15 protein-coding genes are annotated in these 16,267 nt (G+C 62.3%); 2 read left to right on the top strand and 13 right to left on the bottom strand.

The features are described 5' to 3' along the window. Positions 1-30: 30 nt before the first annotated feature. Complete coding sequence (locus SAZ10_RS27020; protein ID WP_318612532.1) at positions 31-900, top strand: helix-turn-helix domain-containing protein; 870 nt, start codon at positions 31-33, stop codon at positions 898-900. 186 nt (positions 901-1,086) lie between these two features. Here the strand turns inward: SAZ10_RS27020 and SAZ10_RS27015 are convergent, their stop codons facing one another. The 9 genes from SAZ10_RS27015 to SAZ10_RS26975 form a co-directional block, all read right to left on the bottom strand. Next, positions 1,087-1,857 (bottom strand): enoyl-CoA hydratase/isomerase family protein, encoded by a 771-nt coding sequence (locus tag SAZ10_RS27015; protein WP_318612531.1) that lies wholly within the window; start codon positions 1,855-1,857, stop codon positions 1,087-1,089. 365 nt (positions 1,858-2,222) lie between these two features. After that, the gene (locus SAZ10_RS27010; RefSeq protein WP_318612530.1) at positions 2,223-3,416 is read right to left on the bottom strand and encodes a CoA transferase; all 1,194 of its coding nucleotides are present in this window, start codon (positions 3,414-3,416) and stop codon (positions 2,223-2,225) included. A 26-nt stretch (positions 3,417-3,442) separates the two neighbouring features. Then, entirely contained in the window at positions 3,443-4,231 is a 789-nt protein-coding gene (locus SAZ10_RS27005) for an SDR family NAD(P)-dependent oxidoreductase (protein WP_318612529.1), read from the bottom strand. Next, a complete protein-coding gene (locus SAZ10_RS27000; protein ID WP_318612528.1) occupies positions 4,228-5,409 on the bottom strand; it encodes an aldose 1-epimerase family protein in 1,182 nt (393 codons plus the stop codon). Before SAZ10_RS27000 ends, SAZ10_RS27005 begins: the two co-directional genes overlap by 4 nt. A gap of 54 nt (positions 5,410-5,463) precedes the next feature. Continuing rightward, entirely contained in the window at positions 5,464-6,240 is a 777-nt protein-coding gene (locus SAZ10_RS26995) for an ATP-binding cassette domain-containing protein (RefSeq protein WP_318612527.1), read from the bottom strand. A gap of 4 nt (positions 6,241-6,244) precedes the next feature. Beyond that, positions 6,245-7,216: an ABC transporter permease gene (locus SAZ10_RS26990; RefSeq protein ID WP_318612526.1), complete on the bottom strand. Its 972-nt coding sequence runs from the start codon at positions 7,214-7,216 to the stop codon at positions 6,245-6,247. A 111-nt stretch (positions 7,217-7,327) separates the two neighbouring features. Further along, a complete protein-coding gene (locus tag SAZ10_RS26985) occupies positions 7,328-8,257 on the bottom strand; it encodes a substrate-binding domain-containing protein (protein ID WP_318612525.1) in 930 nt (309 codons plus the stop codon). Between the two features lie 110 nt (positions 8,258-8,367). Next, positions 8,368-9,282 (bottom strand): sugar phosphate isomerase/epimerase, encoded by a 915-nt coding sequence (locus SAZ10_RS26980; protein WP_318612524.1) that lies wholly within the window; start codon positions 9,280-9,282, stop codon positions 8,368-8,370. Between the two features lie 23 nt (positions 9,283-9,305). Further along, a complete protein-coding gene (locus tag SAZ10_RS26975) occupies positions 9,306-10,397 on the bottom strand; it encodes a Gfo/Idh/MocA family oxidoreductase (RefSeq protein ID WP_318612523.1) in 1,092 nt (363 codons plus the stop codon). Positions 10,398-10,926: 529 nt separating this feature from the next. Between SAZ10_RS26975 and SAZ10_RS26970 the strand changes: the two genes are divergently transcribed. Next, positions 10,927-11,949 carry a LacI family DNA-binding transcriptional regulator gene (locus SAZ10_RS26970; RefSeq protein ID WP_318612572.1) on the top strand — a complete coding sequence of 341 codons (1,023 nt, stop codon included), beginning with the start codon at positions 10,927-10,929 and terminating at the stop codon, positions 11,947-11,949. A 246-nt stretch (positions 11,950-12,195) separates the two neighbouring features. On the opposite strand, the gene SAZ10_RS26965 is transcribed toward SAZ10_RS26970, so the two are convergent. The 4 genes from SAZ10_RS26965 to SAZ10_RS26950 form a co-directional block, all read right to left on the bottom strand. Then, positions 12,196-12,984 (bottom strand): class I SAM-dependent methyltransferase, encoded by a 789-nt coding sequence (locus tag SAZ10_RS26965; RefSeq protein WP_318612522.1) that lies wholly within the window; start codon positions 12,982-12,984, stop codon positions 12,196-12,198. Between the two features lie 390 nt (positions 12,985-13,374). Further along, entirely contained in the window at positions 13,375-14,307 is a 933-nt protein-coding gene (locus SAZ10_RS26960) for an ArsR/SmtB family transcription factor (protein ID WP_318612521.1), read from the bottom strand. 111 nt (positions 14,308-14,418) lie between these two features. Then, positions 14,419-15,315: a carbohydrate ABC transporter permease gene (locus SAZ10_RS26955; RefSeq protein WP_318612520.1), complete on the bottom strand. Its 897-nt coding sequence runs from the start codon at positions 15,313-15,315 to the stop codon at positions 14,419-14,421. Continuing rightward, entirely contained in the window at positions 15,312-16,196 is an 885-nt protein-coding gene (locus SAZ10_RS26950; RefSeq protein ID WP_318612519.1) for a sugar ABC transporter permease, read from the bottom strand. The genes SAZ10_RS26955 and SAZ10_RS26950 overlap by 4 nt, the downstream gene beginning before the upstream one ends. Positions 16,197-16,267: the final 71 nt, after the last annotated feature.

Genomic DNA, 16,267 nt, shown 5'->3' with positions numbered 1-16,267 from the left:
CCGGAAAGTAAGATGGGAGGTCGGGGGTAGTTGGGAGAACGCGCGTTCTACCAGCCGGGTGCGAGCAGCGTCGAAGGACTGCCGCTTGCGCTGCAGATGTTTCACAACAAGCCGCTGATCATGCTGAAGCCGCATTGGCACGCGCAGGTCGAGGTGAATTTCATCGTCAGCGGCCGCGTGCGCTACCGCATGAACGATCACGAGATCTCGCTTACGGCCGGCGAGATGTGCCTGTTCTGGGGCGGGCTTCCGCACCAGTTGCACGAGGCTTCGGACGACGTGTTCTATGCCGGGGCGCATCTGCCGCTGGTGCATTTCTTCCGGCTGCATCTGCCCGCCGATGTGCGCCACCGCCTGATGACGGGCGCGGCGCTGGTGACCAGCGCGACGGATGCTTCCGATGCTCATAATTTCGAGCGCTGGTATCGCTACGGTCGCTCGGGCGACCCCGCAAAGGCGCAGCATGCCGTCGACGAGCTTGTTCTGAGGCTTGAGCGGGTGCGCTTCGAGCCCTACCGCCTCGTGCCCGAAGCTCAGGCGATCGAGGGCGCAGCCAGCCCCTTCGACCAGCAGTCGTCGCGAAATGTCGGGCGCATGTGCGACTTCATCGCCGAGAATTTCCTCTACGACATCGATTCGGTCGACATCGCCGCAGCGGCCGACATCCATCCCAAATACGCCATGAGCCTGTTCCGCAAGTCGACCGGGATGACGCTCAACGAATATGTCAATTTGCTGAGATTGAGCTATGCGCAGGCGCTGCTGATCGACCAGGACGCCAAGGTGCTGAGGGTCGCCATGGAGAGCGGCTTCGGCTCGCTCAGCGCCTTCAACAAGGCATTCCGCAAGCTCGCCGGCATGTCGCCGTCGGATTTCCGGAAGGTTTCGGCGGTGAGGTAGGTGGGAGGCATGCGTCTGAGGCGCAACGCAAGTCGCTTGAGGTTGGCGCCGCCCCTCACCCTTACCCTCTCCCCGTAAGGACGGGGAGAGGGGGTCGCCAACGTCTCAGAATCCCCTCTCCCCGTAGTTCACGGGGAGAGGGTAAGGGTGAGGGGCAGCGCCAACCTGAAAACCATCAGGCTCCAATCAGCGCCGCCGGAAAACCGGCGAGCGCTTTTCCTTGAAAGCGGCGCGGCCCTCCTGCGCATCCTCCGTCGCGAAGCAGATCGTCTGCAGGTCGCGCTCATATTCGATGGCTTTCTCGGCCGGCATGGAGAAGGCTGCCTTGAGGTTCAGCTTGGCAGTCTCAGCAGCGATCGGCGCCCGCGAGGCGATCGTGGCGGCGATCTCGCGGGCGCGATCGAGGAGCCGCTGGCGCGGGACGACGTCGCTCACCAGACCCCAGGCCAGCGCCTTCTCGGCGCCGATCGGATCGCCGGTCATGATCATCAGCGCGGCGTTCGATGCGCCGATCGAATGGGCGAGGAACATCGTCATGCCGCCGCCGCCGATCCAGCCGAGCTTGATCTCGGGCGCGGCGAACTGCGCGTTGTCGGAGGCGATGCGGATGTCGCAGGACATCGCCGTCTCGAGCCCCCCGCCGAATGCATAGCCGTTGATTGCCGCGATCGAAGGCTTGGAAAGCCGGCGGATGGCGTCGCAATAGTCGGGGCGGTTGCGGAATTGCCAGGGCGTGTCATAGGCGTCGAGCTCGCGAATGTCGGAGCCCGCGCAGAAGGATTTTTCGCCGGCTCCCGTCACGATCACGCAACGGATCGTGTCGGAGTCGTTGCACTCCTTCACGGCAGCAACGATGGCATCGGCCATCTCCGGCGTGACGGCATTGAGCTTCTGCGGACGGTTCAGCGTGATGACGGCGACGTGGCCGTCGACCTCGAACAGGACATCCTGGGTCATCGTGGTCTCCTAACTCGTCGCAACGTCGCACTCCGTCCAAGGCCGCTCTTCCGAGATCGTGGAAAGCTTAGCGCCCTTCGTTGCCCCCCTCTGTCCTGCCGGACATCTCCCCCACAAGGGGGGAGATTGGCTGTCATCGAGAGTTTCGCCAATCTCCGACGCTGGCGATTAGCGAAACCAAAGCGGCCGTCCGATCTCCCCCCTTGTGGGGGAGATGTCCGGCAGGACAGAGGGGGGCGCTGTCCCGCCGACCTCCCCGCGATAGATCGAACTGCCCTGACCGCCTTACCTCCAGATGGTGATTTGTGAGAGAAGGTGTCGCCGAAGGCGAATCGATGGGGTTCTCCAGGAGGCGCGGCCGACAATCAAAAGCCCCCCATCCCGATCACCCCCGCCTTCTCCAGCCGATCGATCGTCTCGCCATCATAGCCGGCTTCAGTCAGCACCTCGCGCGTATGCTCGCCGGCGAGCGGTGCGCCGCGCTCGACCTTCGAGGGCGTCTTCGAGAATTTGATCGGGAAGCCAGGGGTCTTCACATGGCCCTCGGTCGGATGATCATATTCGACGAAGGCGCCGTTGTGCTTGATCTGTGGATCCTCGACGAGCTCCTTGTAGCCGTAGACTGGGCCGGCCCAGATATCGGCATCGGCGAAGAGCTTCAGCCATTCGGCCGAGGTCTTCGCCTTCAGCCTCTCGCGCGTCTTGGCGAAGATCTCGTCGCGGCGCGTCCAGCTGTCCACCTCGTCATTCATATCGAGGAAGCTCGGCTCGCCGATGATCTCGCCGAATTTCTTCAGCGACGGGAAGGCGATGACGATATAGCCGTCGCTCGTGGCGAAGGCGCCGTAAGGCGAGCGGATATAGACATGCGCGTGCGGCTCGGCCGACCGTTTCTGCTCCTTGCCGCCGACGGTGAAGACGGAAAGCTCCTGCATCTGGATCGTGGTGATCGCGTCGAGCATGTTGACCTGGACGAGCTGGCCTTCGCCTGTGCGCTCGCGATGGAACAATGCGGCGAGCGTTCCTTCGAAGGCCGTATAGGCGGTGATGGCGTCGACCAGATATTGGCCCGACGGGGTCGGCGGCTCTCCGGCGCGCCCGGCGGAAAGCATCGCTCCCGACATCGCCTGCAGGATGAGGTCCTGGCCCGGCCGGTTCATATAGGGACCGCTCTCGCCATAGCCGGACATCGAGACATAGACGAGGCGCGGATTGATCTTCGACAATGTCTCGTAATCGACGCCGAGGCGCCTGGCGACGCCGGGTCGGTAGTTCTGCAGGAACACGTCGGCCGTCTTCACGAGATCGTAGAGGATCTTCCTGCCCTCTTCCGCCTTCAGGTCGATCGCAAGCGAGCGCTTGTTGCGGTTGAGCGAGAGGAAGGAGACGTTGACCTTGTTGCCGCGCGCGCCGCCCGCAGCGACATGGCGCTGCCATTCGCCGTTGACCGGCTCGACCTTCACCACGTCCGCGCCGAGATCGCCGAGGCGCTGCGCTGCAAAAGGCCCCGCCATGGCGATCGAGCAGTCGAGCACGCGGATACCGCTCAGAATTCCCATGATCTGTCTTTGATCCTTATTGCCTGTCAGTGCATCACCCAGCCGCCGTCGACACTGAGCGTCTGGCCGGTGATGAAGCCGGCTTCGTCGGAAGCGAGGAATATCAGCGCATTTGCGATGTCGCGAGCATGCCCGCGCCGCTTCACCGCCTGATGATCGAGCACGAAGCGCGTATAGCCTTCGGGGTCGGGATGGATCTTCTCGGCGTCCGTCGGGAAGGCGCCCGGCGCGATCGCATTGACGGTAATGCCGTACTCGCCGAACTCGCGAGCCCAGGCGCGCGTCAGGCCGACCAGCGCGCCTTTGGACTGGACATAGGGCGCGAGCTTTGCCCAGCCGCCATAGAAGGTCACCGAGGCGATGTTGATGATGCGGCCAAAAGCCTGTTCGCGCATGTGCGGCAGCCCCACCTGCACGCAGACGATGCCGGCATCGACATTGACGCGCTGCACGGCCTGGAACTCCTCGATCGTATACTCCTCGAAGTCCTTCGAGGGGTAGATCGCGGCGTTGTTGATGACGACATCGAAACCGCCGACCTCGGCCGATTTCTTCTCCAGTCTCGTGCGCAGGCCCGCAAGGTCCGACAGATCGGCCTCACAGATTGTCAGACCTTTCAGGCTTTCCTGTTTCGCCAAAGCGAGCAGGTTCTCGACCTTCCCGTGGTCGTTGTCGACCGCGATGACCTGCGCGCCGGCGCGCAGGAACTGCAGCGTGGTCTCGGTGCCGAGCCCGCCGGCTGCGCCCGTGTAAAGGATCGTCTTGCCGGCAATCGAAAGCGAACCTGGCCTGCCGGCAGACTGCCTGGCATTCATGACCGGCCTCCGATCGGGAGATGATTGCCGGAAGGTTCCGGGAAATCCTCTTCCGGCTGCCTGGCCAGCGCGGTGATGCGCTTCTCGGCCGCCGCGATCTCGTCCTTGCCGGCGAGGATACGAAAAATCGTGTCGTAGCTGCGCTCGTCGCCATGCTCGAGCCAGATCAGCTCGCCGCGCTCGCGCGCCGCCTTGTGGCCGAGCACGTGGTTGGTCGACGGCTCAATCCCGACCGCATATTGCCCGGCCTGCAGGTTCTGCCACTCATACATGCAGGGAAACTGATCCTTGCGGGTGACGACCTCGAAGCCGATGCCGAGCGCGTCGTTGACCAGGGCGACGGGAGCCTCGCCGCTGTCGCCGGCGGCAAGCTCGTGCTGCCAGACCTGCTCATGGAAATTGAGCTGCGGCGCGGGAAATGTGCGATAGCCGACCTTCTGTTTGCGGTAGTCCGCGCCGGCATGTGCTGCCCAGACGACGTCCTTGATCGGCGCCAGGTAGCGCGAACCTTCGGCCACGACCGGATGCCCGACATTGATGTGGTAGCAGAACATATGCGGCGTCCTGTAGAAGCCGCGGTTGACAACGCGATCGAAGAGCCTGATCTCGTTCGAGCCGACCTTGGCCTCGATGCGCCGCACGAGTTCGAGGTCCTCGCCGAACACCGTGCCCTGCCTCACCACGCCTTCGCACCAGAGCGTGCAGTCGTCGCCCTCCCAGGACTCGCCGTAGCCGGTGAGCCGTGCGGGGATGGTGGCGACGCGGCCGTGGATCGAGTGGCTGACCGATTTGCGTGGGCCGTAGACATAATGGTCGGCCGGCTCGTCATACATGAAGAGGATGTGATCGAGGCCGCAGGTCATCACCAGACCCGAGAAGCTGCGTAGCCAGGCAAGTCCGCCCTCGCCCTCATATTCGGCAAGCCCGGGATGCTTGAAGCCCGACGGCGAATGCCAGCCGACGGCCATGCCGCGATACTCGCAGTCGGCAATGTCGAGCGCGCGGTCGACGAGCACTGTGAACCGCAGGCCCGTGCCGGTGCGGAACTCGAGCATGCGGATGCCGCGCTCGACGCCGTCCCCCAACGTCATCAGCCGCACACCTGCGAATTGCGACAGCGCACTCGAGCGCTCGGAGAGCTGCCGACGCGTCAGCGTCTCACCGTATAGTTTCACCATGAAGTGTCATCCTTCAGTCTATATTGCGTCTTCGGGACAAAGCGCGGGCCACGCTCAATGCGAGATGGCGCTGCGCAGCTCGCTGTCCGACATGCCGGTGATCACCTCTTCAACCTTCTCGATGCTGCTCTTCTTCGGATCGATATCGTCAGCCACCACTCTGCCCCGGCGCAGCACCACGATGCGGTCCACGACCTGGAAGACGTGATGAATGTTGTGGGCGATGAAGATGCAGGAATGGCCGGTATCGCGCGCGTTGCGAACGAAGCGAAGGACGCCCTGGGTTTCGGCCACGCCGAGATTGTTGGTCGGCTCGTCGAGAATAATCAGGTCGCTGTCGAAATGCATGGCCCGGGCGATCGCCACGGCCTGACGCTCGCCGCCAGAAAGGGCGCCGATCGGCGTGGTCGGTGGAATGTTCTTGCTGATGCCGACACGTTTCAAGAGGTCGCTCGCCACCTGCTCCATGACCGCCTGATCCATCCGGTTGAGGAATCGCGGGCCCTTGATGGGCTCGCGGCCGAGGAAGAGATTGCGCGTGATGGAAAGCTGCGTGACCAGCGCCGAGTCCTGGTAGATCGTCTCGATGCCGTGCGCGATCGCGTCGGTCGTGCTCCTGATCTCGACCTTCTTGCCCTTGATATAGATGTCGCCGCTGCTGGGGCGTACCGCCCCCGAGAGCACCTTGATCAGCGTCGACTTGCCGGCGCCGTTGTCGCCGAGAAGCCCGACGATTTCGTTCTCGAACACCCGGAACGTCACGCCATCGAGCGCGCGCACGCGGCCGTAAAACTTGCTGATATTGTCCATGCGGACGAGTTCTTCGGCCATGGTCCTAGTTCCCCGTCTGGTGTCTGCGCTCGAGGCCCGAGTGAAGGGCCATCATGCCGAGGATGATTGCGCCGATGAAAATATTGTAGGCGAGGCCGGGCACGCCGATCATGACGATGCCGTTACGCATCACGCGCAGGATGAAGATGCCGATCACCGTGCCGATGATGGTGCCTCGCCCCCCGGTCAGTGCTGTGCCGCCGATGACGACCATGGCGATCACCTCCAGCTCATAGCCTGTGCCGCTGTTCGGGTTGGCGGCAGAGGTGCGTATCGAGCTGATGATGCCCGCAAAGGCCGACAGGACGGAGGTGAGCATGAAGAGCGCGACCTTGGTACGGTCGACATTGACGCCGCGCGCGCGGGCGGCATTGGGATTGCCGCCTGAGGCCTGGATCCAGTTGCCGAACTTGGTCTGCGTCAGTGTGTATCCTAGCGCGACCGCGACCAGGATGAACCAGAACAGAGACATGTAGATGCGGAATGGGCCGACATAGAAATCGCCCACCAGCACCTGTGCCAGCCAATGCCCGCCGGAGTTCCATGTCCGCTGCGGGAAGCCGTCAGTGACGAAAAGCGCCGTCCCACGCGCCACGAGCAGCATGCCCAGCGTCACCAGGAAGGACGGTATCTTCAGCCTGGTCACGAACAGACCATTGGCAAGCCCGATCAAGGCGGCAAGCAGCATGGCGGCGACGAAAGAAATCTCGAGAGGAAGCGAACCGCTGTTGAACAGCGTCCACATGATCACCGGCGTCAGGCCGAAGACTGAGCCGACCGACAGATCGAACTCGCCGGACGTCATCAGCAGCGTCATCCCCAATGCGATGAGGCCAAGCTCGACGGAGAAGGCCATTGTGTTGCTGATGTTAAGCGGCGACAGGAATTGCGGGTTGATCGCGTAGAAGATGACGAGCTCGGCGATCAACAGCACGAGCGGGCCGAATTCGGGTTTGGCAAACAGACGCTGGGCCATATTCGACTTTCAGGGCTGCCGGGCGATCAGCGCCTGCAGCGTTTTTCGGGATCATCGTTGCCTGGACGGCCTCCGCGGCGATTAGGCCGCGGGGGCCTGTGCTCGGGGGACCTACTTGCCCGCCATGACTTTCTCGTAGACGTCGGCGCCGTCCTTCTCGTAGAGCGCACCGGTGATGATGTTGAAGGCCGGCGGAATGCCGTCGCTCGCCATCAGCGCCAGCGAGAGCGCGAGATAGCTGGTCGCCTGCGGATCCTGCCACTGGGCGGCGTTCACATAGCCTTCCTTGACCTCGCCGGTGGTGTCGAGCGAGTTGCCCCAGCCGACAACCGGGATTTCGCCCGGCTTCACACCGACCTGGTCGAACACGCGCTTGATGCTGCCCGTCGCCAGATCGCCAAGGCCGATGATCGCCTTGATCTTCCCGCGATTGGCGCTGAGGTAGTCGCTCATGCGCGTGATGACTTCGGCCTGGTCGAGCGTCGTTTCGGTGATCTCCCAGGTGATGCCGAGCGGTTCGAAGACCTGCTTGATGCCCTTCTCCTCCTCGACACCGTAGCTGGCGCCGGGGACCTCGACTGGCATCCAGACGAAATCGCCCTTCTTCACGAGGCCCTTGTCGACCAGGTATTGCGCCCAGCCCTTGCCGACGACGATGAGATCGGTGCCGACATAGGCCTGGAAATGAGCCGACGGATCAGGCGTATTGAAGTTGATCAGCGGGATGTTGGCGGCCTTCGCTTCCTTGACGATCTCCACAAGGCTGCCCGGGTCTGGGCTGGTGGTGACGATCGCGTCGGCTTTGGCGGCGATCGCCGCGCGGATCGCTTCCTGCTGGGAGGGAACATCGCCGTTGTGGAACGAGGTCTTGACGGTCTGGCCCGTCGACTTCGCCCACAACTCGGCGCCCTGCAGGAAGTAGGTCCAGACCGGATCGGCCGGGCCGCCATGCGAGATCCAGTAGAGCGTCTTTGCCTGTGCCGCTACCGGCAGCGCCAGCGCGATCATCAGGCCATAGAACAACAGTCGCAACTTCTTCATCTGTTTCCTCCCATTGTGAAACTGCTACTCTGCTCCTCCTCGGCCCGGATCGTTTCGGGCCTCGTCTCGACGTCAGCTCGGCATGACCTTCGCTGCAGCCGGACGTCTCCTCAGAGCCCGTTCGCCTTGAACTTGCCGTCGAGGAACTTCTTCGCCCGGGGCACATCGTCTTCCGCCAGGTGCTCGATGATGACCGGGATGTTCGGATGTTTCTCGGCGAGCCGCCTGAGATAGAGGTCATAGTTCAGCTCGCCGAGGCCGGGCGCCGGGAGCTCGATCTCGCCGACCCCGCGGAATGTATGGCTTTCCATTGCATTGGCGTCGCCGATATCGGCGTGCTTCTCGGACTTGTCCTCGCCCGAGCGCTTCACATCCTTGGCGTGCGCTATCCTGATCTTGTCGGTGAGCGTGTCGAAGACCTGGTTCAGGATCTGGTCCATGCGGTCGATATTGTGGCTCTCGAAATAGTTGGTCGGGTCCATCAGGAGACCGAGGCCCGGATGATCGACCTGCGCGAACATCTTCACCGTTTCCTCGACCGAGCCCACCACGTTGTTGACGTAGGTTTCGAGACAGAACACCGCACCGTGATCATAGGCCGTCTGGGCAAGGTCGGCGATCACTTTGCGGCATTCCTCGAACCCCTCCTCGGTCTTGTTTTTCGGGTGGTGGACCCAGTCGGATTCGGTGTTGAAGGTGCCCGTCTCGGAGATCACGTAAGGCGAGCCGAGATCGCGAGCGCTGCGGATGATCTCCTTGAGGTAGCCGACGCGCTTCTCGCGCTCGGCCTTGTCCGGATGGACGATGTTCGTATAGCCGGAGACGCAGCAGATCGGCAGCTCGTGGTCGCGGAAGACGTCGCGCACCCTCTTCGCCTTGTCCTTGGTGATCTGGCCGGCCGACATGTCGATATCCCTGAAATGAAGGTCGAGCTGCACCGTATTGAAGCCGAGCCCGCGGATCTTCCTTGCCGTCTCCTCCAGGCCGTACGGGAAATAACCCGTGAAAATGCCAGCTTGCATCATGGCGTGAATTCCTCCTCGGCAGATCAGTTTATCGGGATTTCGGAGAGCTTGACCGTGCGCCCCTTGGCGATCGAGCGATAGCCCGCCTCGACCAGTGCCATGGTCTTGACGTTGTCGGCGACCGAGAGAGCCGGCGGCTCCCCCGTCTTCACGGCGTGTTGGAGTTGCTCCATGACGCCGATGAAGGCATGCGGGAACCACATGGTTTCCCATTTCGGCGTGACCCATTTGCCGCCGGTCGTGCTGGTCGATGCATAGGTGAGCGTGGAGGCGACGCCGGTCGGCCAGCCAATCGTGCCCTTGGCGACGCCAAACGTGCCGTCCACCCGCCAGCTGATGTGCTGGTCGTCCTTGTAGCCTTTCTCACGGGGACCGGACCACACGTCCTCCAGCGAAACTGCCATGACGCCCGACGGGAATTTGATCGTCGAGACCGTGATACCGTCCGAGTGATCGAATTTCGTGCGCGGGTCCTTGCGAGTGAGGGTCGTGATCTCGGTCGGATCGCCGAACAGGAAGCGCAGCACGTCGAGATGATGGACGGCCATGTTCGAGAGCGTCAGCCGGTCATAGTCTTCGAGGAACGTCTGCCAGTGCGGGATCGCGTGCATGTCGATCTCGGCGAAGACGATGTCGCCGAGCGCGCCCGAGTCGATGATCTGCTTCAGGACACGCATCGACTGGTCGTAGCGCATGTTCTGGTTGACCGAGAGGATCTTGCCGGCCTTCTCAGCCTGGTCGCGCAGCTTGACCGCTTCTTTGAGCGACAGCGCCAGCGGCTTCTGGGCCAGGATCGCCTTGACGTGCTCCTGCTTCAGCGCATGCCGGATGAGCGCAGGCTGTTGGTCGGGCGGGAAGGCGAGGTCGACGATCTCGATACTTGGATCTTCGATCAGCTCTTCCGGCGTTTCGTGGACTTTCGGGATACCCCAGCGCTTGGCGACCTTTTCCGCATTTGCCTTGGTCCGCGAGGCGATCGCCGCCACTTGAAAGCCCGCCTGCTTATAGGCGGCGAGATGGCATTCCGCCATGATCATCCCTGCTCCAATGCAGCCGATCTTGTACCCCTTCGTGCGGACCTTCACGTCCGGCTCGAATTTCGGCGCCTTGGCCATCTCTCCTCCCGGGCTTTCTCTCAGGCGCTCGTCGGACGAACGCTTCCTGTTCGTTCGTTTTGGCGACGGCTACCCTCAGCTGGCGCAGTCGAATACGCGAAGCGACGAACGCCGCATCAAGCGGGTCAAATCCGACATTGGAATCCTCCCTGTGGACCCGCTCCTCCAGGTCCATCCTGATTGATATTGACGACCCCGCCCGATCGCTGTCAACATCATTTCTACTCAGAAAACATCATAATGGCTCACGAGCGAGGGAATATGCCGGAAAATCAATCGGATCCCGCATGGCAGTCATGCCGTCTCGCGGTGCAACTGCTGGATTTTGATGTGTTTTCCGATGGTTTTCGAGGCCACTGGACCCAGGCTGCCACGAGATGCAGCCCGGGTCCGCTTGCATCATCTTGCGACGCAGATACATCATTTCACATCAGAATCACTCGTCGCGAGGGGGCGGCGAGCAGCTCAACGAGATCCGGCCATGCGGCAGCGACCTGCGCTCACGCATCGCCGGCAAAAGGCAACTGACGTGCGCTCTACCCTGATCGACATCGCCCGGGAGGCAGGCGTATCGGCCGCCACGGTCGACCGTGTCCTGAACAACAGGGCGGGCGTGCGCAGCCGCACGCGGGAGATCGTCATCGAGACGGCGCAGCGGCTGGGCTATATTTCTGCCGGCTCGAACAGCGGCCAGGCCGCACCCGAAGCGATCGTTCGCCTTGACTTCGTGCTGCCCATGGGCACCAACCCCTATATCAAACTGTTGCGACAGCAGATCGAGTCCCAGGCCGAGGCGCGTCCCGACCTCGACGTGCGCGTCCATTCCATCGAGGGTTTCCACCCCGATACGCTTGCCCGCACGCTGCGGGACCTGACGGACCGAACTCAGGGCGTCGGGGTGATTGCGTTCGACCATCCGACGGTGCGCGAGGCGATCAGAGGCCTCTCGGCGAGCGGCGCGAAGGTCCTCACGCTTGCGACGGACATCCTGCACGTTCCGCGGGTCGCCTATGTCGGCATCGACAACCGCCAGGCCGGGCGGCTCGCAGGCTATATCGTCGGGCGCTTCCTCGGCACGACGGAGCCGAAGAAGGTCGCGCTTTTTGCAGGCTCGCTCTCCTATCGCGGCCATGAGGAGCGCGAGATGGGCTTCCGGCATATCCTCGCAGAGGAATTTCCGAACCTTTCGATCGTCGAATTGCGCGAGATGCGCGACGACCGCGAGAAAGCCTATGCCGAGGCGGCCGCATTGCTCGACCGCTACGACGACCTTGCCGGCATCTACAATATCGGCGCGGGCAATCAGGGCATTGCGCGAGCCCTCAAGGAGCGCGGCCGTGAACGCTCGGTGGTCTTCCTTGCGCATGAGGCGACCGAAGGCAACAAGGCGCTGCTGCTCGACGGGACGATCGACGCGGTCATCGACCAGAATGCGCGGGTCGAGGTCCGCGAAGCGCTCAATATCCTGAGCAGCAGCGTGCGTGGCATTACATGCGAGCAGCACCCGCCCAGGCTGCAGATCATCTTCAAGGAAAACATCCCGGAGTTTTGAGGGGATCTGAAGCGCGGAGCTAGATTAAAAGGCTCTGATGGCGCCCTTCAGACCCCCCTCTGTCCTGCCGGACATCTCCCCCTCAAGGGGGGAGATTGGCTGTCATCGTCGGTTTCGCCAATCTCCAACGTAGATGACTAGCGAAACCAAAGCGGCCGTCCAATCTCCCCCCTTGAGGGGGAGATGTCCGGCAGGACAGAGGGGGGTTCACACGCGCTACTCTTCCCGCTTAGCTTAGCTTCCCACCTACGGCCGACGCGCAATGAGCGCGTTCGACGTGACCACCTCCAGGAGTGGACCGGAGGACGACAGCTCGGCGGCAAGCGCGCGCAGTTCCTCGATCATGACGTCTACCCGTTCACCGAGCCGGGCCCGCGACGTGCTCGACCGTGAGAGCGCACGATCGACAAGACCATCGATGGTGAGCTCCCGCTCCGCCGTCACGCCGAATTGCTGGAGCCGGTTGAAGGGTGAGCGGAGCAGCACCGAGATATGAGGCGCGAACGCATCGGAACGGCGATGCCTGCGGCCCTCGTCGTCCTCGGAGTAGCGCTCGAGCAATGCCTCGACTTCCTTCACCCATTTGTTCTCCGGGATAGCCGGCCGGCCATCGCCGAACAGCACGACTGCGCCGTCGGGTTCGATCAGCCGGTCAAGCCGTTTCAGCGTCTCTTCGCGATCCATCCAGTGAAAGGCGCGCCCGATCAGCACCGCCCTGAAGCGACCGAATTCAGGGCCGAGGTCATCGGAACTGCCCTCGGCCACCTTGACGTTGGGCAGGCCATTGGTCGCTTCGCGCGCGAGCGCCAGCATGTGCGGCTCAGGGTCGAGCGCGAGCACTTCCCCGGCGAAAGGCGCGAATGCCGTAGCGAGTTGCGCCGGGCCGCAGCCGAGATCGAGTATCCGGTCGGTGGACAGCAATTCAAGCAATCGCGCAACATTGGCGATCAACGCCTCGGGATATGGCGTGCGGCCTGCGAGATAGTGCGCAGCAGCCGACTGGAAGCGGCGCGTGGCGAAATCGAGCGCGGTCATCGCCGGTATCCCCATTCTGGCCCTGCACGGCTGGATATCAGGCTCTAGGCGAATTTCGGAATCAAAGGGGCGCGAGCAACCTCTCAGCCACTAGACGTTTCAATTCTTGCCTTGAGATCAGGAGGCGCGACGCGGGTGTCCCCCTCCCCCTTGTGGGGAGGGATTCAGGGTGGGGGTGCCTCGCGATTAGCTTGCAGGGTTAGCTGACGCAGCACTTCCGGCTTGGATTGGCGCGCCTCGGACCCTGAATCCCTCCTCACACAGGGGAGGGGGGCACCAGCGTCGCGCTTTCCATATGCGATTGCCCTGCCCTTGCGGGCAGGAGTCGTCGACCTCGCGCCCGTCTTCCTTAACCGGTCCGGGAATCTTGGCTCTTGCCCCTCCCCGCAGTCAACGGCGCAATCCGAGACGCATGACGATATCCTGGTCGTAATTGCCGAAGCCGCGCCCGAATATATTGATGCCGCCGGGATGCTTGGCCTTAGCGTCGATGCCGATCCGCATGCGGATCGAGTGATGTTTGGTGATGTCGAGATCGTCCATGGTGACGTCCGAGATGCGGACGCCGTCGATGAAGGATCCCGACTGGCCGATGCGCCAGGTCTTGAGCTTGCCATATTGCGAACCCGCCAACTTCCACCAGCTCGGCGTATAGACCCCGCGCTTGTCGCCATAGTCGCCAGGCGACGTCCAGGTGCCGACGGCGACGTCGTTGACCCAGAGCGTAAGGTCGGACGGCCAATCCATGTTTGTTCCGGGAACCTCCGACGAAAGCTCCATCGAGAACTCGATCGACTCCACCCCGGCATTGAGCAGCTTGGCGTTGTTCGGAAACTTGTACTCGACGCTGCCCATCCCGAACCAGATCAGCGCAGCCTGCACTCGTGCCGGATCAAGGAAGGAATCCGGTACGTCCAGCATGCCGATCACGCCATCCGCCGAGCAGAGACCGCAAGGTGGGCTGACCTCGACGGAGGTGAACAGGCCGAGCGGCATCGCCACTTCGACGATATTGGCGTCGCGCTGAAGTCCCTCCTCCGCCTCGAACCGCACGATGATCTCGTCGAAGCGGGCGGTGCAGATCTTCTGGTGGCCTTTCCTGGCCTTGACGGCCTCGGTCACGATCAGGCCGGCGTCCTCGAGCATCTGCACATTGATGGCGACCGTCGATTGCGGCAGCTCCAGCCGGCGGCTGATGTCGTTGACGTTGAGGGGGCCCGCGCTTCGCAGGAGCTTCAAGATGCGGATGCGGATCGGCGACGCCAGTCCCTTGAGGACCTCGATGTCATCCTCGGGATCGATGGTCAGGAAATTGGGCTTCATGGAAGGCGGCGACCTTAGCCAGCAAAGGCTGCGTGTTTATATCAGAGTTTCTGATAGTCCAACTACATGCTGCCGCAGGCCTCCATTTCCGGACTGGGCAATACAAGGCCGTCACCCCTTGATGCCGGCCGACAGCGTGATCGCCTGGGTCACCCGACGCTGGAAGATCAAATAGGCGAGTGCAACTGGCAGTCCTGCAAGCACGGCACCTGCGAGCTCGCGCGCATATTGGACGCCGAAGGCGGAATGCACCTGCGTGATGCCCACCGTGATGTTCATCATCTCTTCCGAGTTCTGGGCGAGGAACGGCCACAGGAAGGCATTCCACGCGCCGATGAAGGTGATGATGGCAAGGGCCGTGGTGACCCCCCAGTTCATCGGCAGGTAGATCTTGAAGAGAAGCTGAAACTCGTTGGCGCCGTCCATGATCGCCGCCTCGCGAAAGTCGCGCGGGATGGAATCGAAAAACTGTTTGTAGACGAGCACGACGACCGGAACGATGAGCTGGGGAAGGATGACCCCGAGCCAGGTGTTCAGCAGGCCGAAATTCGACATCAGCACGAAATGCGTGATCATCAACGCCTGGATGGGCACCATGAAGCTCGCCATGATCGACAAAAAGAGCAGGCGGCGGCCGGGGAAACGAAGCTGCGATATCGCATAGCCGCAGGCGGCTGCCATGAAGATGACGATCACGGTGACCGCCCCTGAGGTCACCAGCGAATTCAGGTACCAAAGCCCGATCTTGGTGTTCAGGAGGACATAGGTATAGGCCTCGAGTGTGAAGGTCGCTGGCCACAAGCGTATGCCGGGCTCGACGACCTCATATTCGGGCTTGAGCGTGGTCACTATGGCCCAGTAGAGCGGGAAGGCCCAGATGATGGCGAACGCTAGCGTCGCCAGGGTCAGGATCAGCCCAACGATATCGAAGGCCCGCAGCTTGCCGCGCGGGCTTTCGGCGCCGACTGCGACGGTGGGGAATTCTATCCGGCCGGCTTCGACGCTCATCGTTCCGCGCCCCTTGCGCGTAGCACCTGGTATTGCAAAACCGATAGGGCGGCGATCAGCACGAACAGCGCGGTGGCTATCGTCGCGCCATAGCCGCCGTGGTTGCGCTGGAACGCCTCGCGGTAGATCAGCTGCACCAGCACCATCGTCGGGTCGGCGCGACCGCCGGTCGAGAACAGATAGACCTGGTCGAATATCTTGAGCTGCAGGATGAGCTGGATCGTCAGCACGAGTGCGGTAACCGGCCATATCAGCGGCCAGGTGATCTTCCAGAACAGCTGCCAGCGATTGGCGCCATCGATCGCGGCAGCGTCATAGATTTCCGGGGAGATGTTCTTCAACCCGGCGATGAAGAGCAAAACGTTGAAGCCGTTGGTCCACCAGATCGTGATCAGCGCGACCATCGGCAGGAACCACGGGATGCTTCGGAAGACCGCGACCCGCTCGCCGTAGAAGAATTCGATGACGTATTGCGCGATCCCGAACTGAAGGTCGAAAATCCATCGCCACATCAGGAAGACCACCGAAACAGGCAGAATATAGGGGAGGAAGAAAGCGGCGAGGATGATGCTTTGCGTCCATCCCTTGAGCCGGCTCACCATGAGCGCGATCACCAGGCCAATCGCCACGTTCGGCACTACGGTGAGCACGACGAAATAGCCCGTGTTCCAGACGGCCGTATTGAACGCGCGGTCGCTGAAAAGCTTGAGATAATTCTTGAAGGAGACCCAATCCCCGGCGCCGATCAGCGGAGCGTTGGTGAAGGAGAGCTCCAGCATCTTCACGGTCGGATAGATGAAAAGCACGACAAAGATGACCAGATAGGGCGCAATCAGGATGTAAGCGCTGCGCCGCTCGCTGCGTCTGGTGCTTGCTAGCATCGGACCGGGGTCTCCTGCTCGATACAATCCAACCTCTAGAGCGCCACGGCTCTAGAGGTCGCCCGCCGACA

It is taken from the genome of Mesorhizobium sp. BAC0120 (assembly GCF_033542235.1).
Taxonomy (GTDB): Bacteria; Pseudomonadota; Alphaproteobacteria; order Rhizobiales; family Rhizobiaceae; genus JAWRCU01.
The sequence above is the reverse complement of the archived record's forward strand: the minus strand, read 5'-3'. Positions and strand labels throughout refer to the sequence as shown.